The organism is Bradyrhizobium sp. HKCCYLRH2047, assembly GCF_051168175.1.
In the GTDB taxonomy this organism is placed as follows: Bacteria; Pseudomonadota; Alphaproteobacteria; order Rhizobiales; family Xanthobacteraceae; genus Bradyrhizobium.
The window spans coordinates 68,330-84,109 of the sequence record NZ_JBNPUM010000020.1 but is presented as its reverse complement, the minus strand read 5'-3'; the positions used below and the strand labels follow the sequence as shown (position 1 = coordinate 84,109).

The 15,780-nt window shown below is 66.5% G+C and carries 17 protein-coding genes; 4 read left to right on the top strand and 13 right to left on the bottom strand.

Annotation, left to right across the window (positions count from 1 at the left end; all coding sequences use genetic code 11):
- Positions 1–272 precede the first annotated feature (272 nt).
- Positions 273–539 carry a hypothetical protein gene (locus ACQR1D_RS30490; protein ID WP_316183523.1) on the bottom strand — a complete coding sequence of 89 codons (267 nt, stop codon included), beginning with the start codon at positions 537–539 and terminating at the stop codon, positions 273–275.
- Positions 540–664: 125 nt separating this feature from the next.
- On the opposite strand from ACQR1D_RS30490, the gene ACQR1D_RS30485 reads away from it, so the two are divergent.
- Positions 665–1,351 (top strand): cysteine hydrolase family protein, encoded by a 687-nt coding sequence (locus tag ACQR1D_RS30485; RefSeq protein WP_434839735.1) that lies wholly within the window; start codon positions 665–667, stop codon positions 1,349–1,351.
- 72 nt (positions 1,352–1,423) lie between these two features.
- A complete protein-coding gene (locus ACQR1D_RS30480) occupies positions 1,424–3,079 on the top strand; it encodes a regulator (protein ID WP_315802471.1) in 1,656 nt (551 codons plus the stop codon).
- A 244-nt stretch (positions 3,080–3,323) separates the two neighbouring features.
- Here ACQR1D_RS30480 and ACQR1D_RS30475 read toward each other — a convergent pair whose 3' ends face one another.
- The 3 genes from ACQR1D_RS30475 to ACQR1D_RS30465 form a co-directional block, all read right to left on the bottom strand.
- Positions 3,324–3,935, bottom strand: a complete 612-nt coding sequence (locus tag ACQR1D_RS30475; RefSeq protein WP_434839734.1) for a TlpA family protein disulfide reductase — start codon at positions 3,933–3,935, stop codon at positions 3,324–3,326.
- On the bottom strand, positions 3,928–4,392 hold the full coding sequence (locus ACQR1D_RS30470; protein ID WP_434839733.1) for a hypothetical protein: 465 nt from the start codon (positions 4,390–4,392) through the stop codon (positions 3,928–3,930). The genes ACQR1D_RS30475 and ACQR1D_RS30470 overlap by 8 nt, the downstream gene beginning before the upstream one ends.
- Before the next feature lie 65 nt (positions 4,393–4,457).
- The gene (locus tag ACQR1D_RS30465) at positions 4,458–4,895 is read right to left on the bottom strand and encodes a DoxX family protein (RefSeq protein WP_315802549.1); all 438 of its coding nucleotides are present in this window, start codon (positions 4,893–4,895) and stop codon (positions 4,458–4,460) included.
- 109 nt (positions 4,896–5,004) lie between these two features.
- On the opposite strand from ACQR1D_RS30465, the gene ACQR1D_RS30460 reads away from it, so the two are divergent.
- Entirely contained in the window at positions 5,005–5,964 is a 960-nt protein-coding gene (locus tag ACQR1D_RS30460; protein WP_434839732.1) for a LysR substrate-binding domain-containing protein, read from the top strand.
- Between the two features lie 332 nt (positions 5,965–6,296).
- Here ACQR1D_RS30460 and soxA read toward each other — a convergent pair whose 3' ends face one another.
- From soxA to ACQR1D_RS30415, 9 genes are all read right to left on the bottom strand, one after another.
- A complete protein-coding gene (gene soxA / locus ACQR1D_RS30455; protein WP_434839731.1) occupies positions 6,297–7,049 on the bottom strand; it encodes a sulfur oxidation c-type cytochrome SoxA in 753 nt (250 codons plus the stop codon).
- A gap of 23 nt (positions 7,050–7,072) precedes the next feature.
- On the bottom strand, positions 7,073–7,393 hold the full coding sequence (gene soxZ, locus ACQR1D_RS30450) for a thiosulfate oxidation carrier complex protein SoxZ (protein WP_434839730.1): 321 nt from the start codon (positions 7,391–7,393) through the stop codon (positions 7,073–7,075).
- Positions 7,393–7,872 (bottom strand): SoxY-related AACIE arm protein, encoded by a 480-nt coding sequence (locus ACQR1D_RS30445; protein WP_409997918.1) that lies wholly within the window; start codon positions 7,870–7,872, stop codon positions 7,393–7,395. The genes soxZ and ACQR1D_RS30445 overlap by 1 nt, the downstream gene beginning before the upstream one ends.
- 15 nt (positions 7,873–7,887) lie before the next feature.
- Positions 7,888–8,334, bottom strand: coding sequence for a sulfur oxidation c-type cytochrome SoxX (gene soxX, locus ACQR1D_RS30440; protein WP_315802477.1), 447 nt, complete (start codon positions 8,332–8,334; stop codon positions 7,888–7,890).
- Complete coding sequence (locus ACQR1D_RS30435; RefSeq protein WP_434839729.1) at positions 8,318–9,586, bottom strand: FCSD flavin-binding domain-containing protein; 1,269 nt, start codon at positions 9,584–9,586, stop codon at positions 8,318–8,320. Before ACQR1D_RS30435 ends, soxX begins: the two co-directional genes overlap by 17 nt.
- Before the next feature lie 61 nt (positions 9,587–9,647).
- Positions 9,648–11,831: a molybdopterin cofactor-binding domain-containing protein gene (locus ACQR1D_RS30430; protein ID WP_434894258.1), complete on the bottom strand. Its 2,184-nt coding sequence runs from the start codon at positions 11,829–11,831 to the stop codon at positions 9,648–9,650.
- A gap of 10 nt (positions 11,832–11,841) precedes the next feature.
- Positions 11,842–12,291 carry a (2Fe-2S)-binding protein gene (locus ACQR1D_RS30425; protein ID WP_315802480.1) on the bottom strand — a complete coding sequence of 150 codons (450 nt, stop codon included), beginning with the start codon at positions 12,289–12,291 and terminating at the stop codon, positions 11,842–11,844.
- 136 nt (positions 12,292–12,427) lie between these two features.
- Complete coding sequence (locus ACQR1D_RS30420; RefSeq protein ID WP_316218354.1) at positions 12,428–13,828, bottom strand: MFS transporter; 1,401 nt, start codon at positions 13,826–13,828, stop codon at positions 12,428–12,430.
- Between the two features lie 129 nt (positions 13,829–13,957).
- Complete coding sequence (locus tag ACQR1D_RS30415; protein WP_315802482.1) at positions 13,958–14,590, bottom strand: GntR family transcriptional regulator; 633 nt, start codon at positions 14,588–14,590, stop codon at positions 13,958–13,960.
- Between the two features lie 120 nt (positions 14,591–14,710).
- On the opposite strand from ACQR1D_RS30415, the gene bioB reads away from it, so the two are divergent.
- The gene (bioB, locus tag ACQR1D_RS30410; protein ID WP_316239020.1) at positions 14,711–15,760 is read left to right on the top strand and encodes a biotin synthase BioB; all 1,050 of its coding nucleotides are present in this window, start codon (positions 14,711–14,713) and stop codon (positions 15,758–15,760) included.
- Positions 15,761–15,780: the final 20 nt, after the last annotated feature.

The window sequence follows — 15,780 nt, the reverse complement described above, 5'->3', positions numbered from 1 at the left end:
CATTCCCTGCGCGACGGTCTTCACGCTTATACGCAGTCTCCCTGGTGCGCCGGGCTTGTTGGCCACCATGCCGCGACAATGCTTGCGCATTGCGCGGGTGACACCAGCGTCGGGGTGTCAGGACGCTGCGACTTCACGTCCGCAAGCCATCGTTCGTCCGCACCCTCGAAAGAGGACGCTGCGATCTCTCGCGGCCATCGCTTCCCCGCCTCGCGTGTCGTGACGATCGCGCGCTACGCCCCTCTGCGATGAGGCGGGATGCGCATAGACAATCATGATTTCCGAAAAATAGCAAGAAGATTATTTTTATCGGAAGGTGATGTGACGTTCTCCCGCCGTCGTCCCGGGCTTGACCCGACATTTGTCGGTTTGGCGCGATCGGTGGTCATGCTGCGCACAGGCGGGACGAGGTGAAGCTCAATCTCCTTCCTTGGCGCAAGGCGATGCAGCATGGCGATCATTGCATGCAATGATCGCTCATGAAATGGGCTGAGTTCGCGCCGAACGAGCCTGCCCAGCAACCGGGCAATGTCGGCCATCTTCTCAACCCCTTGAATTAGTTCGTGCTTCGCCAGGGCCGTCGCGCCTCGCCGCATTGTACACAATGGCACACCGCTTGCTTCATCAGTTGCGAGACATTCTCGCGGGGAGGCAGGCGGCTGACATGGCGAACTCATCTGCAGCGGCAACCGCGACGATCATCGCCGAGCCGGAGCCGATCACGCTCGATCTGTCCAAGACCGCGCTGGTCATCATCGACATGCAGCGCGACTTCATGGAGCCGGGCGGGTTCGGCGAGACACTGGGCAATGACGTGTCGCAGCTTGCCCGCGCGGTCGAGCCGATCGCGAATGTGCTGGCGGCGGCACGCGAGTCCGGCATGCTGGTCATTCACACCCGTGAGGGCCACGAGCCGGATTTGTCGGATGCGCCGCCGGCCAAGGTCGAGCGCGGCGCGCCGTCGCTTCGCATCGGCGATCCCGGTCCGATGGGCCGCATCCTCATCCGCGGCGAGGCCGGGCACGACATCATTCCCGCGCTCTATCCCGTCGATGGCGAGGTCGTGATCGACAAGCCGGGGAAGGGTGCCTTCTACGCGACCGAGTTGGGCGAGGTGCTGAAGCTCCATGGCATCGCCAATCTGCTGGTGTGCGGCGTCACCACCGAGGTCTGCGTCAACACCACCGTGCGCGAGGCCAATGACCGCGGCTATCGCTGCGTCGTCATCTCCGATGGCTGCGCGTCCTACTTCCCGGAATTCCACGAGATGGGGCTGAAGATGATCAAGGCCCAGGGCGGCATCTTCGGCTGGGTCGCGGACTCGGCCGCGGTGCTGAAGGCCATGATCTGAGAGACGAGCTGAAAGATCTGAGACGGATGAGTTTGATCATGTAGTCGCTGCAGGCAACAGGGGAGCAAGGCGATGAGCGGAAGCGGGACGGCAAGCTCGACAAGTGCGGATTTCAAACCGGTGCTCTGGACACAAGGGGACTGGAACGCGTTCTTCGGTTTCGGCACCAACATCCTCGTCAACATGCTCGTCCTCACCGGGCTGTTGCGCTTCGTGCTGAAGATGCCGGACAGCCTGGTGTTCGGCCGCATCCTGCCGGCGCTCGGCCTGATGATGTGCCTGTCGACCTTGTACTACGCGTTCCTCGCCTATCGGCTGGCGCAGAAGACCGGACGCAGCGACGTCTGCGCGCTGCCCTCGGGCGTCAGCGTCCCGCACATGTTCATCGTGACCTTCGTGATCATGCTGCCGGTCACCTTGAAGACCGGCGATCCCCTGAAGGGCTGGTCGGCCGGCCTCGTCTGGGTGTTCTTCCAGAGCTTCATCCTGATGATCGGCGGTTTCGTCGCGCCCTATATCCGCAAGATCACGCCGAGGGCGGCGCTGCTCGGCACGCTCGCCGGCGTCTCGGTCACCTTCATCTCGATGCGGCCGGCGCTCGAGATGTACATGACGCCGCAGATCGGGCTGGTGTGCTTCGCGATCATCCTGGTCAGCTGGTTCGGCGGCGTGAAATATCCGAAAGGCCTGCCGGCCGGTCTCGTGGCGATCGCGGTCGGCATGGTCATCGCCTGGGGCTCCAACCTGTTCGGCCTCGGCCTCGGCGGGCTCAGCGTGAAGGGCGTCGGCGATGCCTTCGCCAACTTTGGCTTCTCGGTGCCGCTGCCGGCGTTCGGCACGGTGTTCTCCGGCTTCGAATATCTCGGCGTGATCCTGGTGACCGCGATCCCGTTCGGCATCTACGACCTCGTCGAGGCCATGGACAATGTCGAGAGCGCGGAAGCCGCGGGCGACGAGTATCCGACGACGCGCGTGCTGACCGCCGACGGCGTCGTCAGCCTGATCGGCTGCATGATGGGCAATCCCTTCATCAACGCCGTCTACATCGGCCATCCCGGCTGGAAGGCGATGGGCGGCCGCATCGGCTACTCCGCGGCGACCGGGCTGATGGTGATCGTGCTGTCCTGGCTCGGCATCATCTCGGTGCTGCTGGCGCTGGTGCCGGTGGTCGCGATCTCGCCGATCCTGCTCTACATCGGCATGCTGATCGGCGCGCAGGCGTTCCAGACGACGCCGGTCAAGCACGCGCCGGCGATCGTGCTCGCGTTCACGCCGCATCTCGCCGCCTGGGCCAAGCTGCAGATCGACACCATGCTGGCCTCGACGGTGACGGCGGCGCAGGCTGTCGGCGGGCTCGCTGCCGACAAGGTGGACGCGGTGAAGACCGCCGCGATCGCCGCGCTGCCGCAGCAGGGCGTGCTGTATCACGGCCTGGAAGTGATGGGTGGCGGCTCGATCCTCGCCGGCCTCGTGCTGGGCGCCATCGGTGTGTTCGTCATCGAGCGCGACTTCACCAAGGCGGCGGCGTTCGCGCTCGCCGGTGCGGTCATGACCTATTTCGGCTTCATGCATGGTGAGGCTGTCGGCATCGGCGGCGGCTTCGGTGTGACGCCGGCGGTGGCGCTGGCCTATGTCGTGGTCGCGGGCGGGCTGTTCTGGCTGGGACGGCTCGGCATGTCCGAGAGCTACGTGCCGCATGCCGACATGCAAGCGGCGCCGGCGGAGTAGGCCGACTGCGGCACGAAAGCCAAGTTGGTTCAGACGGTCATTCCGGGGCAATCGTCAACTCGACGTCGCGAAGCGGCGGCGGGTTGGCGATTGAACCCGGAATCTCGAGCTTGTTGAAAGCCGACGCAAGACAACATCGAGATTCCGGGTTCACGGCCTGTCGGCCTTGCCCCGGAATGACGTTGTGGTGAGGCAAATGCCTGCACCGTCTCACCAGTCCGGCCGCCGGATCTGTCTTCGACCGTCACGTGGCCGGCTGATCGAGATAGTAGCGCAGCAGCGCCTCACCGGGCTCGGACAGCCACTCTGCCGCACCGGTCACATCGCCTTCGATCAAGCCGCTCATCCCGATCAGATAGGTGATCGGCATCGCCGGCGTGGCGAAGACGGAGGCGTCGGCATTGGCTGGATTGGTCGCCTGCGCATGCGGGTCGGCGAAGGACAGACGGGGCATCGCGACCGTTTCCGCGTATCGGCGGATGGTCTTGATGTCGCGGCGGTCGGTGCAGATGGTCCAGACGTCGAGCGCCGGCATCCGGACGCGGTCCAGTGCGGCGAGCGTCGGCAGGTCGGTCTTGCAGGCCGCGCACCACGTCGCCCACAGGTTCACCAGCGTGACATGGCCTGGCTTCGGCGCGAGCGTCACGTCCTTGCCGCTCAAGTCCTGCAGCTTCAACGGCGGCAGCGGATTGCGCGGCCGCTCGACGATGAACTGGCTGCGGCCGCTGCGGAAGAGCGGCGGCCTCGAATCATCAGCCGCGGCGCGGACGCGCGGCGAGGATACAAGGAGGGCGGTGGCGGCTCCCAGCAGCGCTGTGCGGCGCGTGAGGGCGCTGAAGGAAACAGTCTCAGCCATGGATGTAGGCCCAGCCCTTGCGCTGCAACTCGACGACGCGGCCGATGCCGAATGGCACGAGCTTCGCGCCCTCGATCAGCTCGATCATCAGATTCTCCTTGCTCTCGGCGATCGCCTTCGACGAGGCGCACATGCTGAAGCCGATATGCGGATACATCTGGCGCAGTGCGGCGATCGGCTCCTTCAACGGAGATTTGTCGGCGCGGAAGACATCGATGCCGCTGCCGTTGGCGACGACCTCGATGATGGGCGTCTGTCCGAGGCTGGCGAAATGCCGCGTGAGATTCCCCGAATAGCTGATGGCGTGGCCCATCACGTGCGGATCATTGCGATCGATCAGGATGACGATGCCGGCGCGATGCTGGGCGACGGCCGGCACGGCGAGGGTTGGAGTGCCGAGGGCCGTCGCGCCAGCGACGAAGCCGCGACGGGAGAGATCTTGAACGGGTTCGCTCATCGCTGCTTTCTCGTCGCAAGGGGAAACCGTCGGCCGTGGCGATTCCAAGGCCGGTGGTTGCCGGGTCAGTTGCGCGGCCGGATCGGCGCCTTGTTGTTGCGGCCCCACAGCACGAACAGCGACAAGGCGAGCAGCAGGATATTGAGCGGGGTGACGGCGGCCTCGCCGCGGGAAAGATGAAAGGCGAGGGCGAACACCTGGAGCGTGGCGCAGCCAAGCGCGGCGAGGACGGTCAGGCGCGGCATGATGCGCGTTAGCGACGGCAGGATGATGCCGAGCGCGCCGGCGAGATCGACCAGCCCGATCGCGCGCACGAAAACCTCGGAATACTCACCTGCCCACGGCATCATCGCCGCAAGCTGCGGGATCGGCGTGAACAGCTTGGTCAGGCCGGCTCCGCCAAAGGCCACGAAGATCAGGGCCTGTGCGGTCCACAGGCCGATGCGCAGCGCGAGCGAGGGCCGAAGCGGGGTGAGATCGGTGGTCGATGCAGTGGTGGACACGATGGAAGTCTCCAAACGAGTGGGGGCTGGTCGGCGCAGGTTGATGATTTCTTCTGGATTGATCATTATGCCTCCCGTTGAGAAATCATTGCTTGCTGGTTGATGATCAATGGACTCCCTCGTCAGCATCCGGGTGTTCTGCCAGGTCGCCGAGCTCAAGAGCTTCGCTGCGGCGGCCGAGCGGCTGAGCCTGTCACCCGCCATGGTCTCCAAGCACGTCATGGAGCTGGAGCGGCGGCTGTCGACCCGGCTGCTCAACCGCACCAGCCGCCGCGTCGGGCTGACCGAAGCCGGTGTGGTCTATTTCGAGCAGGTGCGTCAGCTGCTGGAGCAGCTCGACGACGTCGAGGCTGATGTCAGCGAGGCCACCGTGCTGCCGCGCGGCACGTTGAAGCTCAGCGCCTCCGTGTGGTTTGCGAATTCGCTGTTCGCCGACGTGCTCACCGCCTATCGCTCGCGCTATCCGGAGGTCGTGCTCGATGTCGACCTCAGCGGCCGGCTCGTCAATCTCATCGACGAGGGTTTCGATCTCGCGCTCCGCACCTCGGCCTCGCCCGGTGACGGACTGATCGCCCGTCCGCTACCCTCGATCCTGATGCAGTTCGTCGCTGCGCCACGCTATCTCGCCGCGGCGGGCCGGCCGACGGCGCTGGCCGATCTCAATGGCCATGCGTTCCTGAGATATGCGCTGATCCCCACGCGCGCGATGACGCTGCCTGGTCCCGACGGCGAGGTCATGCCGGCTTTCAAGGACGTGCTGATCAGCGGCAACGAAACGCTGCTTCACCATGCCGCCGTCGCTGGCATGGGCATTGCCGTGTTGCCGCGCTGGCTGATCATGGATGATCTCGCGACAGGCCGGCTCGAGACGGTGCTGCCGGAGGCGTTGACGCTCAAGGCGCCGCTGATGGCGGTCTATCCGAGCCGCAAATATCTCTCGGCCAAGGTCCGCACCTTCATCGACTTCATCGCCGCCGATCCACGCCTGAAGCAGGTCTCGGAAGGGCCGCCGCCTGCGATCGATACGATCAGGGCGCGCGGGCGGAAGCGGCGGAAGACAGGGGCGTGATGCGCGTGGCGGCCTTGGCAGCTCGCGATCTGAGCTGGGGTGTGCTCATCGCTGGCTATCAATTTCTACAAGTTCGACTCGATGTATAGCAGCATGATGTTGTTGAGCTCTCGCGGCAGTGAAGGTGCACCTCGCCCCGCCAGGGCGAAGCGAAGCTTCGCTAGGGCGGGGAGAGGTCGGATTGCATCGAAGATGCAATCCGGGTGACGGGGACAGGTCTCTCCACGAACACTTCCCGTGCGTCTGCTCACCCCAACCATCTCAGCGCGAGCAAAGCTCGTTGCGGCCCCGTGACGAATGGGAAGAGGGAGCGCACCGATGGTGCCCCACGTTCACGGTCGCACGGCCGGCGCGTCCATCGTCAAGCCGCGTGCCCGCGACATCAGATAGAGCTCGAGTGCGATCATGTCCGGCGCGTCGAAGTCGAAGGCTTGCGCGCGCACGCCGGTCATGCAGCCGCGGAGGCGGCGCTGCAGCGAGCCCATGCCCTGCCATTCCAGGCGATAGATCGGATAGCCGGTCGGCTGTCCCTGTGTGATCGATGAGCCCGCGAGATGCCTGTCCCAATTATCGTCGTGGCAGTTGGCGCAGGCGAGATTGAGCTGGCCCTGGCGCTGAAAGAACAAGTCGCGGCCGCGTGCGATCGAGGACGCCAGCCGCGGGTCGTTACCGGCGGTGATCGGCATCCCGCGCGATTGCTTCGCGATCAGCGCCGTCAGCGCCAGCAGCTCGCGGCTCTCTGCTGCGAACGGCGCGGCCTCCTGATGCTGCCTGCGGCAGAGATTGACGCGCTGGCCGAGATCGACCGGCACACCGCTCGCGGCATTGAAGGCGGGATAGCGCGCAGCGACGCCCTTCATGCTGACATCGACCGCGCCGTGACAATCGCCGCACGCCTTGTTGGCCGTGCCTGCCTTCGTCGTCCACAGCGCCTCGCCGTCGAGCACCGACAGCATCGCTGGATTGGCGGTGTCGTCGTCCTGCATCGCCTTGGTGTCCGACGACATGAAGTCATAGCCGGAGCGGCGCGCGGACTCTGCAATCTCGCCGGCCAGCACGGGCAAGGTCAGGGCGATCATCGTCATGACAGTGAGAAGCGCCGGCCGCATCAGTCGACCGTGATCGTCGCCGCGGCGGTAGCGACGAAGCCGTTGTCGCCGATCCACTCGAAGGCGAAGCGGCCGCTCTCGGTCGCCGTGGTGAAGAACGACAGGAACGGATTGGCGGCGATGGCCGGATAGAGGTCGGCGCGGAAGATCTCGGCGCCATTGAACCTGCAGGTGAAGCTCGTGATGATGTCGCGCGGGATGGCCTCGCCTGCGGCCGTATGGCGATAGCCCGGCTCCATGACGTGGCTCATCAGCGTCTTGATCTCGATGACGGCGCCGCGCTTGGCCTTGGCGGGAACGTTGACGAGGGCGGCAGGCATCACGGCATCTCCTCGGTGCAGGCGGCCAAGGTCACGATGACGTCGACGCTCGCCGACCAGAACGTGCCGTCGGACAGTTTCGCGATCGCAACCACCTTCTGGGTGTCGGCGAGCCGGATGCGCGTCGTGACCTGGGCGCGGCCGGCGCTCGCCGTCAGGTGGAAACTGGCGACGTTGGGCTGCGGGTTCTTCTCGTTGAAGACGTGGATGCTCTTGACGAAATTGTCAGGCGTCATCGGGTGATCGACGCTGACCGTCATGGGCACGGTGTTGCCGTTCTCCACCAGCGGCGGGATGTCGAGCCGGACCTTGCCGACCGTCACCTTGGCCTCGCCGACGAGGTTGCGGATGGCGGACGCCAGCATCGCCGGCGTCGCCTGCGCCGGCCGGACCGTGATCAGCGGCAGCGCGCTGGCCGCGGTGAGCGTTCCCGCCAGTTGCAGCAAATGGCGGCGCGAGATGTGGGATCGTTCGAACATGCCGGTCATATGGGCTCACTCGCGCAAGGTCGCGAGATAGGCGACGATGTCTTCGATCTGCTCCGCCGACAGGATCGGCTTGTCGCGCCAGGCGGAACCGACGCGGGTCAGTCCGTCAATGCGATAGTAGGACGGCATGATCGTTGCCGGATTGAGCCTGGAGGCATCGACCAGCCGCAAGCGGAGCTGCGGCATCGTCGAACGGCTGCCGGCGCCAGCAAGGCTGGGCGCGAGATCGCCCTGGAAGCGCGCTTCCGGGAACGGGCCGGAATGGCAGAGGATGCAGGTCGAGCTGCGTGCGAGAACGAGCGCACGGCCGCGCGCGGCGTCGCCGGGCTGGCCGGTGAGCGATTGCGCGATGCCGTCGCCGCTGATCGTATACGGCGCGAGCTGCTGCGCGGCGGCGGTCGCGGGCAGGGCGATGATGAGGATCGCGATGAACCGGCTAGCCGAACGCATCATGGGTCAGCGCCTTGAACCAGGCCGTTGTCGCCTCTGCCTCAGCCGCGCGCGTGGCCTGGGGGGCGTCGATCGGGCTTGTCTTGCCACCTTCCACTTCGGCGAACAGATCCGCCTTGGGTTGATACACGCCTGCCAGCGAGAACGCGTAGTTCGGCGCCACCAGGCTGTAGCAGATGCCGGTGAGCGGCGGCGTATCGGACTGCCGTCCGGTCAGGTCGCGCACGATCACCGCCGCGCACGTCTGGCCCTGCGCCCGCGCCGCGCCGGCCGATTTCGGAATGCCGCCGCCGAGGCACGCGTCGCCGATGACGTGGACATCCGGAAGCAGCTTCGAGGCGAAGGTCGTGGCATCGATCGGGCACCAACCGGTGCGGTCGGCCGCACCGGCAAGCGCGGCAATGCGGCCCGCCTTCTGCGGCGGGATGATGTTGGTCACATCGGGATTGTAGTTGCCGAACTCGGTGACCACGGTGCGCGTGGCGATCTCGACGCCGGTGACGCGGCCGCCCTGCGACAGCGGAATGCGCTCGATCATGCCGGGGTAGAGCTGCTGCCACGCCTGCTCGAACAGCTTCTGCTGCGAGAAGCTGTCCTTGGCATCGAGGATCAGCACCTTCGACTTCGGCTTGTGCGCCTTGAGATAATGCGCGATCAGGCTGGCGCGCTCGTAAGGCGCTGGCGGACAGCGCGACGGATTGGCCGGCACGGCGATCGCGACCGTGCCGCCATCCGGCATCGTCTCGACCTGCGTCCGCAGCAGCAGCGTCTGTTCGCCGGCCTTGTAGGCGTGCGGCATGACCGTCGAGGCAGCCTCGTCGTAGCCTTGCAGGGCCGTGAAATCGAGATCGATGCCGGGTGCCAGCACCAGGCGGTCATAGGCCAGCGTGGCGCCGTCGGCGAGCGCCACCTTGTGTGCAGCCGCATCGATGGCGGTGGCCGCCTGTAGCACGACGCGCACGCCTTCGGCGGCGACCTTGTCGTAGCCGAACTGCTGCGCTGTGATATCGCGCAGGCCGGCAATGACCTCGTTGCTCAGGGGGCACGAAGTGAATGTCTTGTTGGTCTCCACAAGCGTGACGTCAAGCTTTGCGTCGGCCTGGCGCAGGGCGCGGGCGCAGCTCGCGCCACCAAAACCGCCGCCGATGATGATCACGCGCGCCGTCGTCTGCGCGCGCAGCACCGCCGGCGCGGCGAGCAGGGCTGCGCCCGCCGCGATCAGGCCGCCGACCTCTCTGCGGGTGCGCTGGCTCACTCTCATCCATTCAGAATAGCATGGCGGCGGCCATTGTTCCCAACGGCTGCCGCCACACGGATCATGCGAAGGTGATGTTCTGGTCGCGCAGCGGCACCGAGCGGATGCGTTTTCCGGTGGCGGCGAAATACGCATTCAGCACGGCGGGGGCGGCGACGCCGATGGTCGGCTCGCCGACGCCGCCCCAGAAGCCGCCGCTCGGGATCATGATCGCGTCCACCTTCGGCATCTCGGCGATGCGCATCGAATTGTAGCTGTCGAAATTGGTCTCGACGATCCGTCCGTCCTTCACGGTGCAGCCGCCGTAGAACAGCGCCGACAGGCCGTAGACGAACGAGCCGGCGATCTGCCGCTCCACCTGCGCCGGGTTGACGACATAGCCCGGATCGGTCGAGGCGACGATGCGGTGGATCTTGATCTTGTTGCCGTCGATCACCGAGATCTCGGCGGCGCCCGCGACGTAGCTACCATAGCCGTGCAGCTGAGCGAGGCCACGGTACACACCGTCCGGCGCCGGGGTGCCCCAGCCGATCTTCTCGGCGACCGCGTTCAGCACCGCGAGATGCTTGGGATGGTCGGCCATGAGCTTCCGGCGGAACTCCAGCGGGTCCTGGCCGGCCGCATCGGCGAGCTCGTCCATGAAGCATTCGAGATAGATCGCGTTCTGGTTCACGTTGACGCCGCGCCAGAAGCCCGGATTGATGTGCGGGTTGCGCATCGCATGCTCGATCAGCAAATTCGGCACGGAGTAGCCGATCGTCGCCTCGCCTGATGGCGCGAGCCCCTGGAAGGTCGCGGGGTCCTTGCCGTTGACGAGCGCATCCGGCCGCAGGCTGAACAGGATCGACTGGCCGGAGATGCGCATGTGCAGCGCCGTCAGATTGTTGTCGGCGTCGAAGCCGCCGGTCAGCTTGCACTGCGTGATCGGGTGATAGCGGCCATGCGTCATGTCCTCCTCGCGCGACCACAACAGCTTGATCGGGGTGCCCGGCATCTCCTTGGCGATCTTCACCGCCGGGCGGACATAGTCGGTCTGGCCGCGCCGGCCGAAGCCGCCGCCGAGGATCAGCTTGTGCACCTCGCATTTGTCGGCAGGCAGCCCTGAGGCTTCCAGCACTGCGGCGAATGCCGCCTCGCCGTTCTGCGTGCCGCACCACACCTCGCAGCGCTCGGGCGTGTAGAGCGCGGTGGCGTTCATCGGCTCCATGGTGGCGTGGTTCTGATAGGGATAGTTGTAGGTAGCCTCGACCTTCTTCACCGCGCTTGCCAGCGCCGCCTTGGCGTCGCCGTTCTCGTTGCCGACGAAGGCGGGGCCGGACTCCAATCCTTCCGCGAGCCATTTGCCGATCGAGGCCGAGGAGACCTTGGCGTTCTCGCCTTCGTCCCACACGATCGGCAGCGCATCGAGCGCGGTCTTGGCGTGCCACCAGGTGTCGGCGACCACGGCCACGGCGGTGCCGTCGATCGCGACCACCTTCTTGACGCCCTTCATGCCGGCGATCTTGGCCTCGTCATAGCTCTTCAGCTTGCCGCCGGTGACCGGACAGTCCTTGATCGCGGCGTTGAGCATGTTCGGCAGCTTCATGTCGGCGCCGTAGATCATCGCGCCGGTGACCTTGTCGGCGGTATCGAGCCGTCTCACGCCCTTGCCGATCAGGGTCCAGTCCTTCGGATCCTTCAGCTTCACGTCGGCTGGCGGCGTCAGCTTCGCGGCGGCCTCGGCCACCTTGCCGTAGGTCGTGGTCCGGCCCGAGGCCTTGTGGGTGATGACGCTATTCGCAGCCGTGCATTCGGCCGCCGGCACCTTCCACTCGTCGGCGGCGGCCTGGATCAGCATCATCCGCGCGGCGGCGCCGCCCTTGCGGACGTAGTCCTGCGACGCGCGGATGCCGCGGCTGCCGCCGGTGGAGAAATCGCCCCACACCCGCTTGCGCGCGACGTTCTGGCCCGGCGTCGGATATTCGGTCGTGACCTTGCTCCAGTCGCAAGCCAATTCCTCGGCGACGAGCTGGGCCAGACCGGTCAGCGAGCCCTGGCCCATCTCCGAGCGGGCGATGCGGATCACCACGGTGTCGTCGGGGCGGATCACGACCCAGGCGTTGACCTCGGGCGAGCCATCCGCGGCGCGCACGATCTGCGGCCCGCCGAAGGGAAGGTCGAGGCCGAGGGCGAGGCCGCCGCCGAGCGCGGCGGTGCCGATGACGAAGGACCGGCGGTCGAGGCGCGGCGTCACATGCTGGTTCATGCCGTCCTCCTCAGGCGTTGGCGGCGGCGTGGATCGCCTCGCGCACCTGCGCGAAGGTTCCACAACGGCAGATGTTGGTGATGGCGTCGTTGATGTCCTGATCGCTCGGCTTCGGATTGTCCTTGAGCAGCGCCGCGACGGCCATGATCATGCCGCTCTGGCAGTAGCCGCATTGCGGAACGTCGTTCTCCACCCAGGCCTGCTGCACCTTGTGCAGGCCGGTGTCGCTCGCGAGCCCCTCGATGGTGGTGATCTGCTTGCCCAGGGCCTCGGAGACGGTGACGCCACAGGAGCGCACGGCCGCGCCGTCGAGATGCACGGTGCAGGCGCCGCATTGTGCAATGCCGCAGCCATATTTGGTGCCGGTCAGTCCGGCGTTCTCGCGGATCGCCCACAGCAGCGGCGTGTCGGGCTCGACGTCCAGAGTATAGGATTGTCCGTTGATCGTGAGGTTTGCCATCGCAGATCCCTTTCGTTCAACGCGCCAGTTGAACAGAGGGCGGCACTGTGGCGCGAACGTTTGCATCCTTCAAATCAAGAATATGCGTTTGCCGCGCGCAGGATTTGTGATGGGCCCGGCTTGTAGTTGCGTCGGCTCATGGGCCGCGCGGCGGAGCGACGGCAAGCCGCAGAAAGCTCATCACGCTGCCGAGCGCGGCGAAACCGGCGCCGAGGGCCAAGGCAAGGGTGGCTCCTTGGTGCCCCGCAAGGCTGAAGCACAAGGCGGCGAGCGCCGCGCCGGTGGTCTGGCCGGTCAACCGGGCCGTGGCGACGATGCCGCTGGCGCCGCCGCTGCGGTGCGGCGGGGCGCTTGACATGATGGCCTTCATATTCGGCGCCTGGAAGAAGCCGAACCCGATGCCGCAGATCAGCATGCGCCAGACGATGTTCGCGATGCTCGGGTTCTCCGGCAACATGGCGAGCAGCGCCATGCCGGAGCCGAGCATCACCAGGCCGATGCCGCCGAGCAGGCCGGCGGGAAAACGGTCCGACAGCCGGCCGGCGATCGGCGCCATGATCGTGACTGCGAGCGGCCAGGGCGTCATGAAGAACCCGGTCTCGACCTGCGAGCGCTGGAGAATGTCCTCGAAATAGAACGGCAGCGACACGAAGCCGAGGCCCTGCACCGAGAACGAGCACACTGCGGTCGCCGCCGACAGCGCGAACACCCCGCGGCGGAACAGGTCGATCGGCAGCATCGGCGCCGGGTGGTCGGCCTGGCGGCGGGCCAGGATGACGCCGAGCACGAGCGCTGCGACCAGTTCGGCGACCACCATGGCCGGCGTCGCGCCGTGCGCGGCGCTGCCGATGCCGGTGATGAACAGGCCGAGGCAGAGCGCAGCGAGGGCGGCGCCGAGAAAGTCGAAGCCATGTTCGGCCCGCGGCGTCCGCGGCAGCATCCTCATGCCGATGGCGATCGCGATCAGGCCGAACGGAAGATTGATCGCAAACAGCCACGGCCAGGAGCCGAGCGAGAGAATGGCGGACGCGATCGTCGGGCCGAAGGTGAAGGAAATGCCGACCACCAGCGCATTGTGGCCGAGGCCGCGTCCCAGCATCTTGCCGGGATAGACGTAGCGCACCAGCGCGGTGTTGACGCTCATGATGCCGCTGGCGCCGAGGCCCTGCAGCGCGCGGGCGATCACCAGCGTTGGCAGCGACCACGCCAGCGCGCAGCCGACCGAGGCCAGCGTGAACAGCAGCAGGCCGCCGAGATAGATGCGCTGATGGCCGACGATCTCGCCGAGCGCGCCGAGCGGCAGCAGCGTCGCGACCAGTGCGATCTGGTAGATGTTGACCACCCAGACCACCTCGGCCGGGGAGACGTGGAGATCGGCCGAGATCGACGGCAGCGCGATGTTGGCGATGGCGACGTCGAGCGAGGCCATCGACAGCGCCGTGAAGATCGCGGCGATGGCCCAGGGCCGCTTGCCGGGCGGCAGGCCATCGGTGGTGCCGTCGCCGGCGAGCTTCGAAGCGTGGTGGCGGTCGGACATGAGACCTTTGGAGACCTTCGGTTCGCGGGGCGCGTCCGGATCAGCATGTACACGGGAGCAGGCGAGCGCCCCAGCCGTCGCGGGCGCATGGCGGTATGCGCCCGGTCGCAAGGAACGGGTCGAAGCCGGCTACACGCCCGGCCTTGCCAGCCGTTCGATCGTCTGGTTGTGCCGCGTCAGGAGCTCGCAGGCGTGGCCGATCTGGCGGGCGCGCAGGGCCTGCAGGATCAGCCGGTGATCCTGGTTGGTGCGCGGACGCCAGCCGGCATTGCGGGCCATCGCCAGCACCAGCCGTGAATTCGCCAGGCGCAATCCGTCGAGGCTCGCCAGCAGCCGCGGCATCGCGCAGGGCGCGACCAGCGCGCGGTGGAAGGCGCGGTTCGCGGTCTCGAATTCCTGGATGGTCTCGGCATTGTCGGCCTCGATCAGCGCGAGCTCGATCGCGGCGAGATGCGTCGGCGTGTAGCGCGGCGCGGCATTGCGCAGCGCGATCACCTCGAGCGCGACGCGCATCTCGACGATCTCCCTGGTCGACTTCGCATCGAGCGGCGCCACCCGCACGCCGCGCCGCGGTGCCGCGACCACGAGATACAGCGCCTCGAGCTGCCGAAATGCCTCGCGCACCGGCACGTGGCTGGATTTGAACTCGCGCGCGACGTGGTCCTGTCGCAGCGGCGCATCCGGGGGGAGCGCGCCACTGACGATCCGTTCGGTGATGGCCTCGGCGATGCGGTGGGCCGTGGTGAGATTCTCGTCCTGCATGGCGATAGATTATCTATCGAAAAAACCGATGCGAGGAAAGCCGCTGTGCCCTACGGTGCTTTAATACGGATTTTCATAGATAATATCTTTGAAAATCTATAATCCGCGTGAGGTGTCGAAATGCCCGTTCCAAGCAGCTTGTCCGATCGCCCCGACAACGACGCTGCCGTCCGTCACGACTGGACCCGGGACGACGCCGAGGCGCTCTACGGCCTGCCATTTCCGGATCTGATGTTCCTGGCGCAGTCGGCGCATCGCCGGCAGTTCGATCCCACCCGCGTGGAGACCGCGAGCCTGCTCAGCATCAAGACCGGCGGCTGCCCGGAGGATTGCGGCTACTGCTCGCAGAGCGCGCATTACGACACCGGTCTCAAGGCGACGAAGCTGATGGATCGCGATGCGGTGGTCGCCACCGCACGGCGCGCGAAGGCAGCGGGAGCCGAGCGCTTCTGCATGGCCGCCGCCTGGCGCAGTCCCAAGGACCGCGACCTCGATCAGGTCTGCGACATGGTCAGCGCGGTGAAGGATCTAGGCATGGAGACCTGCGTGACTCTGGGCATGCTGACGCCGCCGCAGGCGCAGCGGCTGAGAGAGGCCGGGCTCGACTTCTACAACCACAATGTCGACACCTCGCCCGAGTTCTACGACCGCATCATCACCACGCGCACGCTGCAGGACCGCATCGATACGCTCGCGCATGTGCGCGAGGCCGGCATCAAGGTGTGCTGCGGCGGCATCATCGGCATGGGCGAGGAGATCGACGACCGGCTCGGCATGCTGGTGCTGCTCGCCAACCTCGCCGAGCATCCCGACAGCGTGCCGATCAACATGTGGAACGAGGTGAGGGGCGTGCCGGTCCACGAGACGGCCACGCGGCCCGATCCGATTGCGCTGGTGCGATTGATCGCGGTCGCGCGCATCCTGATGCCCCGGAGCGTGGTGCGGCTGTCGGCGGGCCGGCAGTACATGAGCGACGAGCTGCAGAGCCTGTGCCTGCTCGCCGGCGCCAATTCGATCTTCATCGGCGACGTGCTGCTGACCACGGCCAACCCCCAGGCGCAGCGCGACGCCGATCTGCTCGCGCGGCTCGGCATGACCTCGTCGCTGTCGGCGCGTCCGGTCGCACCGGCCGCCGCCAGCGAAAGCGCAGACGCATCGTCCCCGGCCTGATTCGAACCTCATCGCGAGTT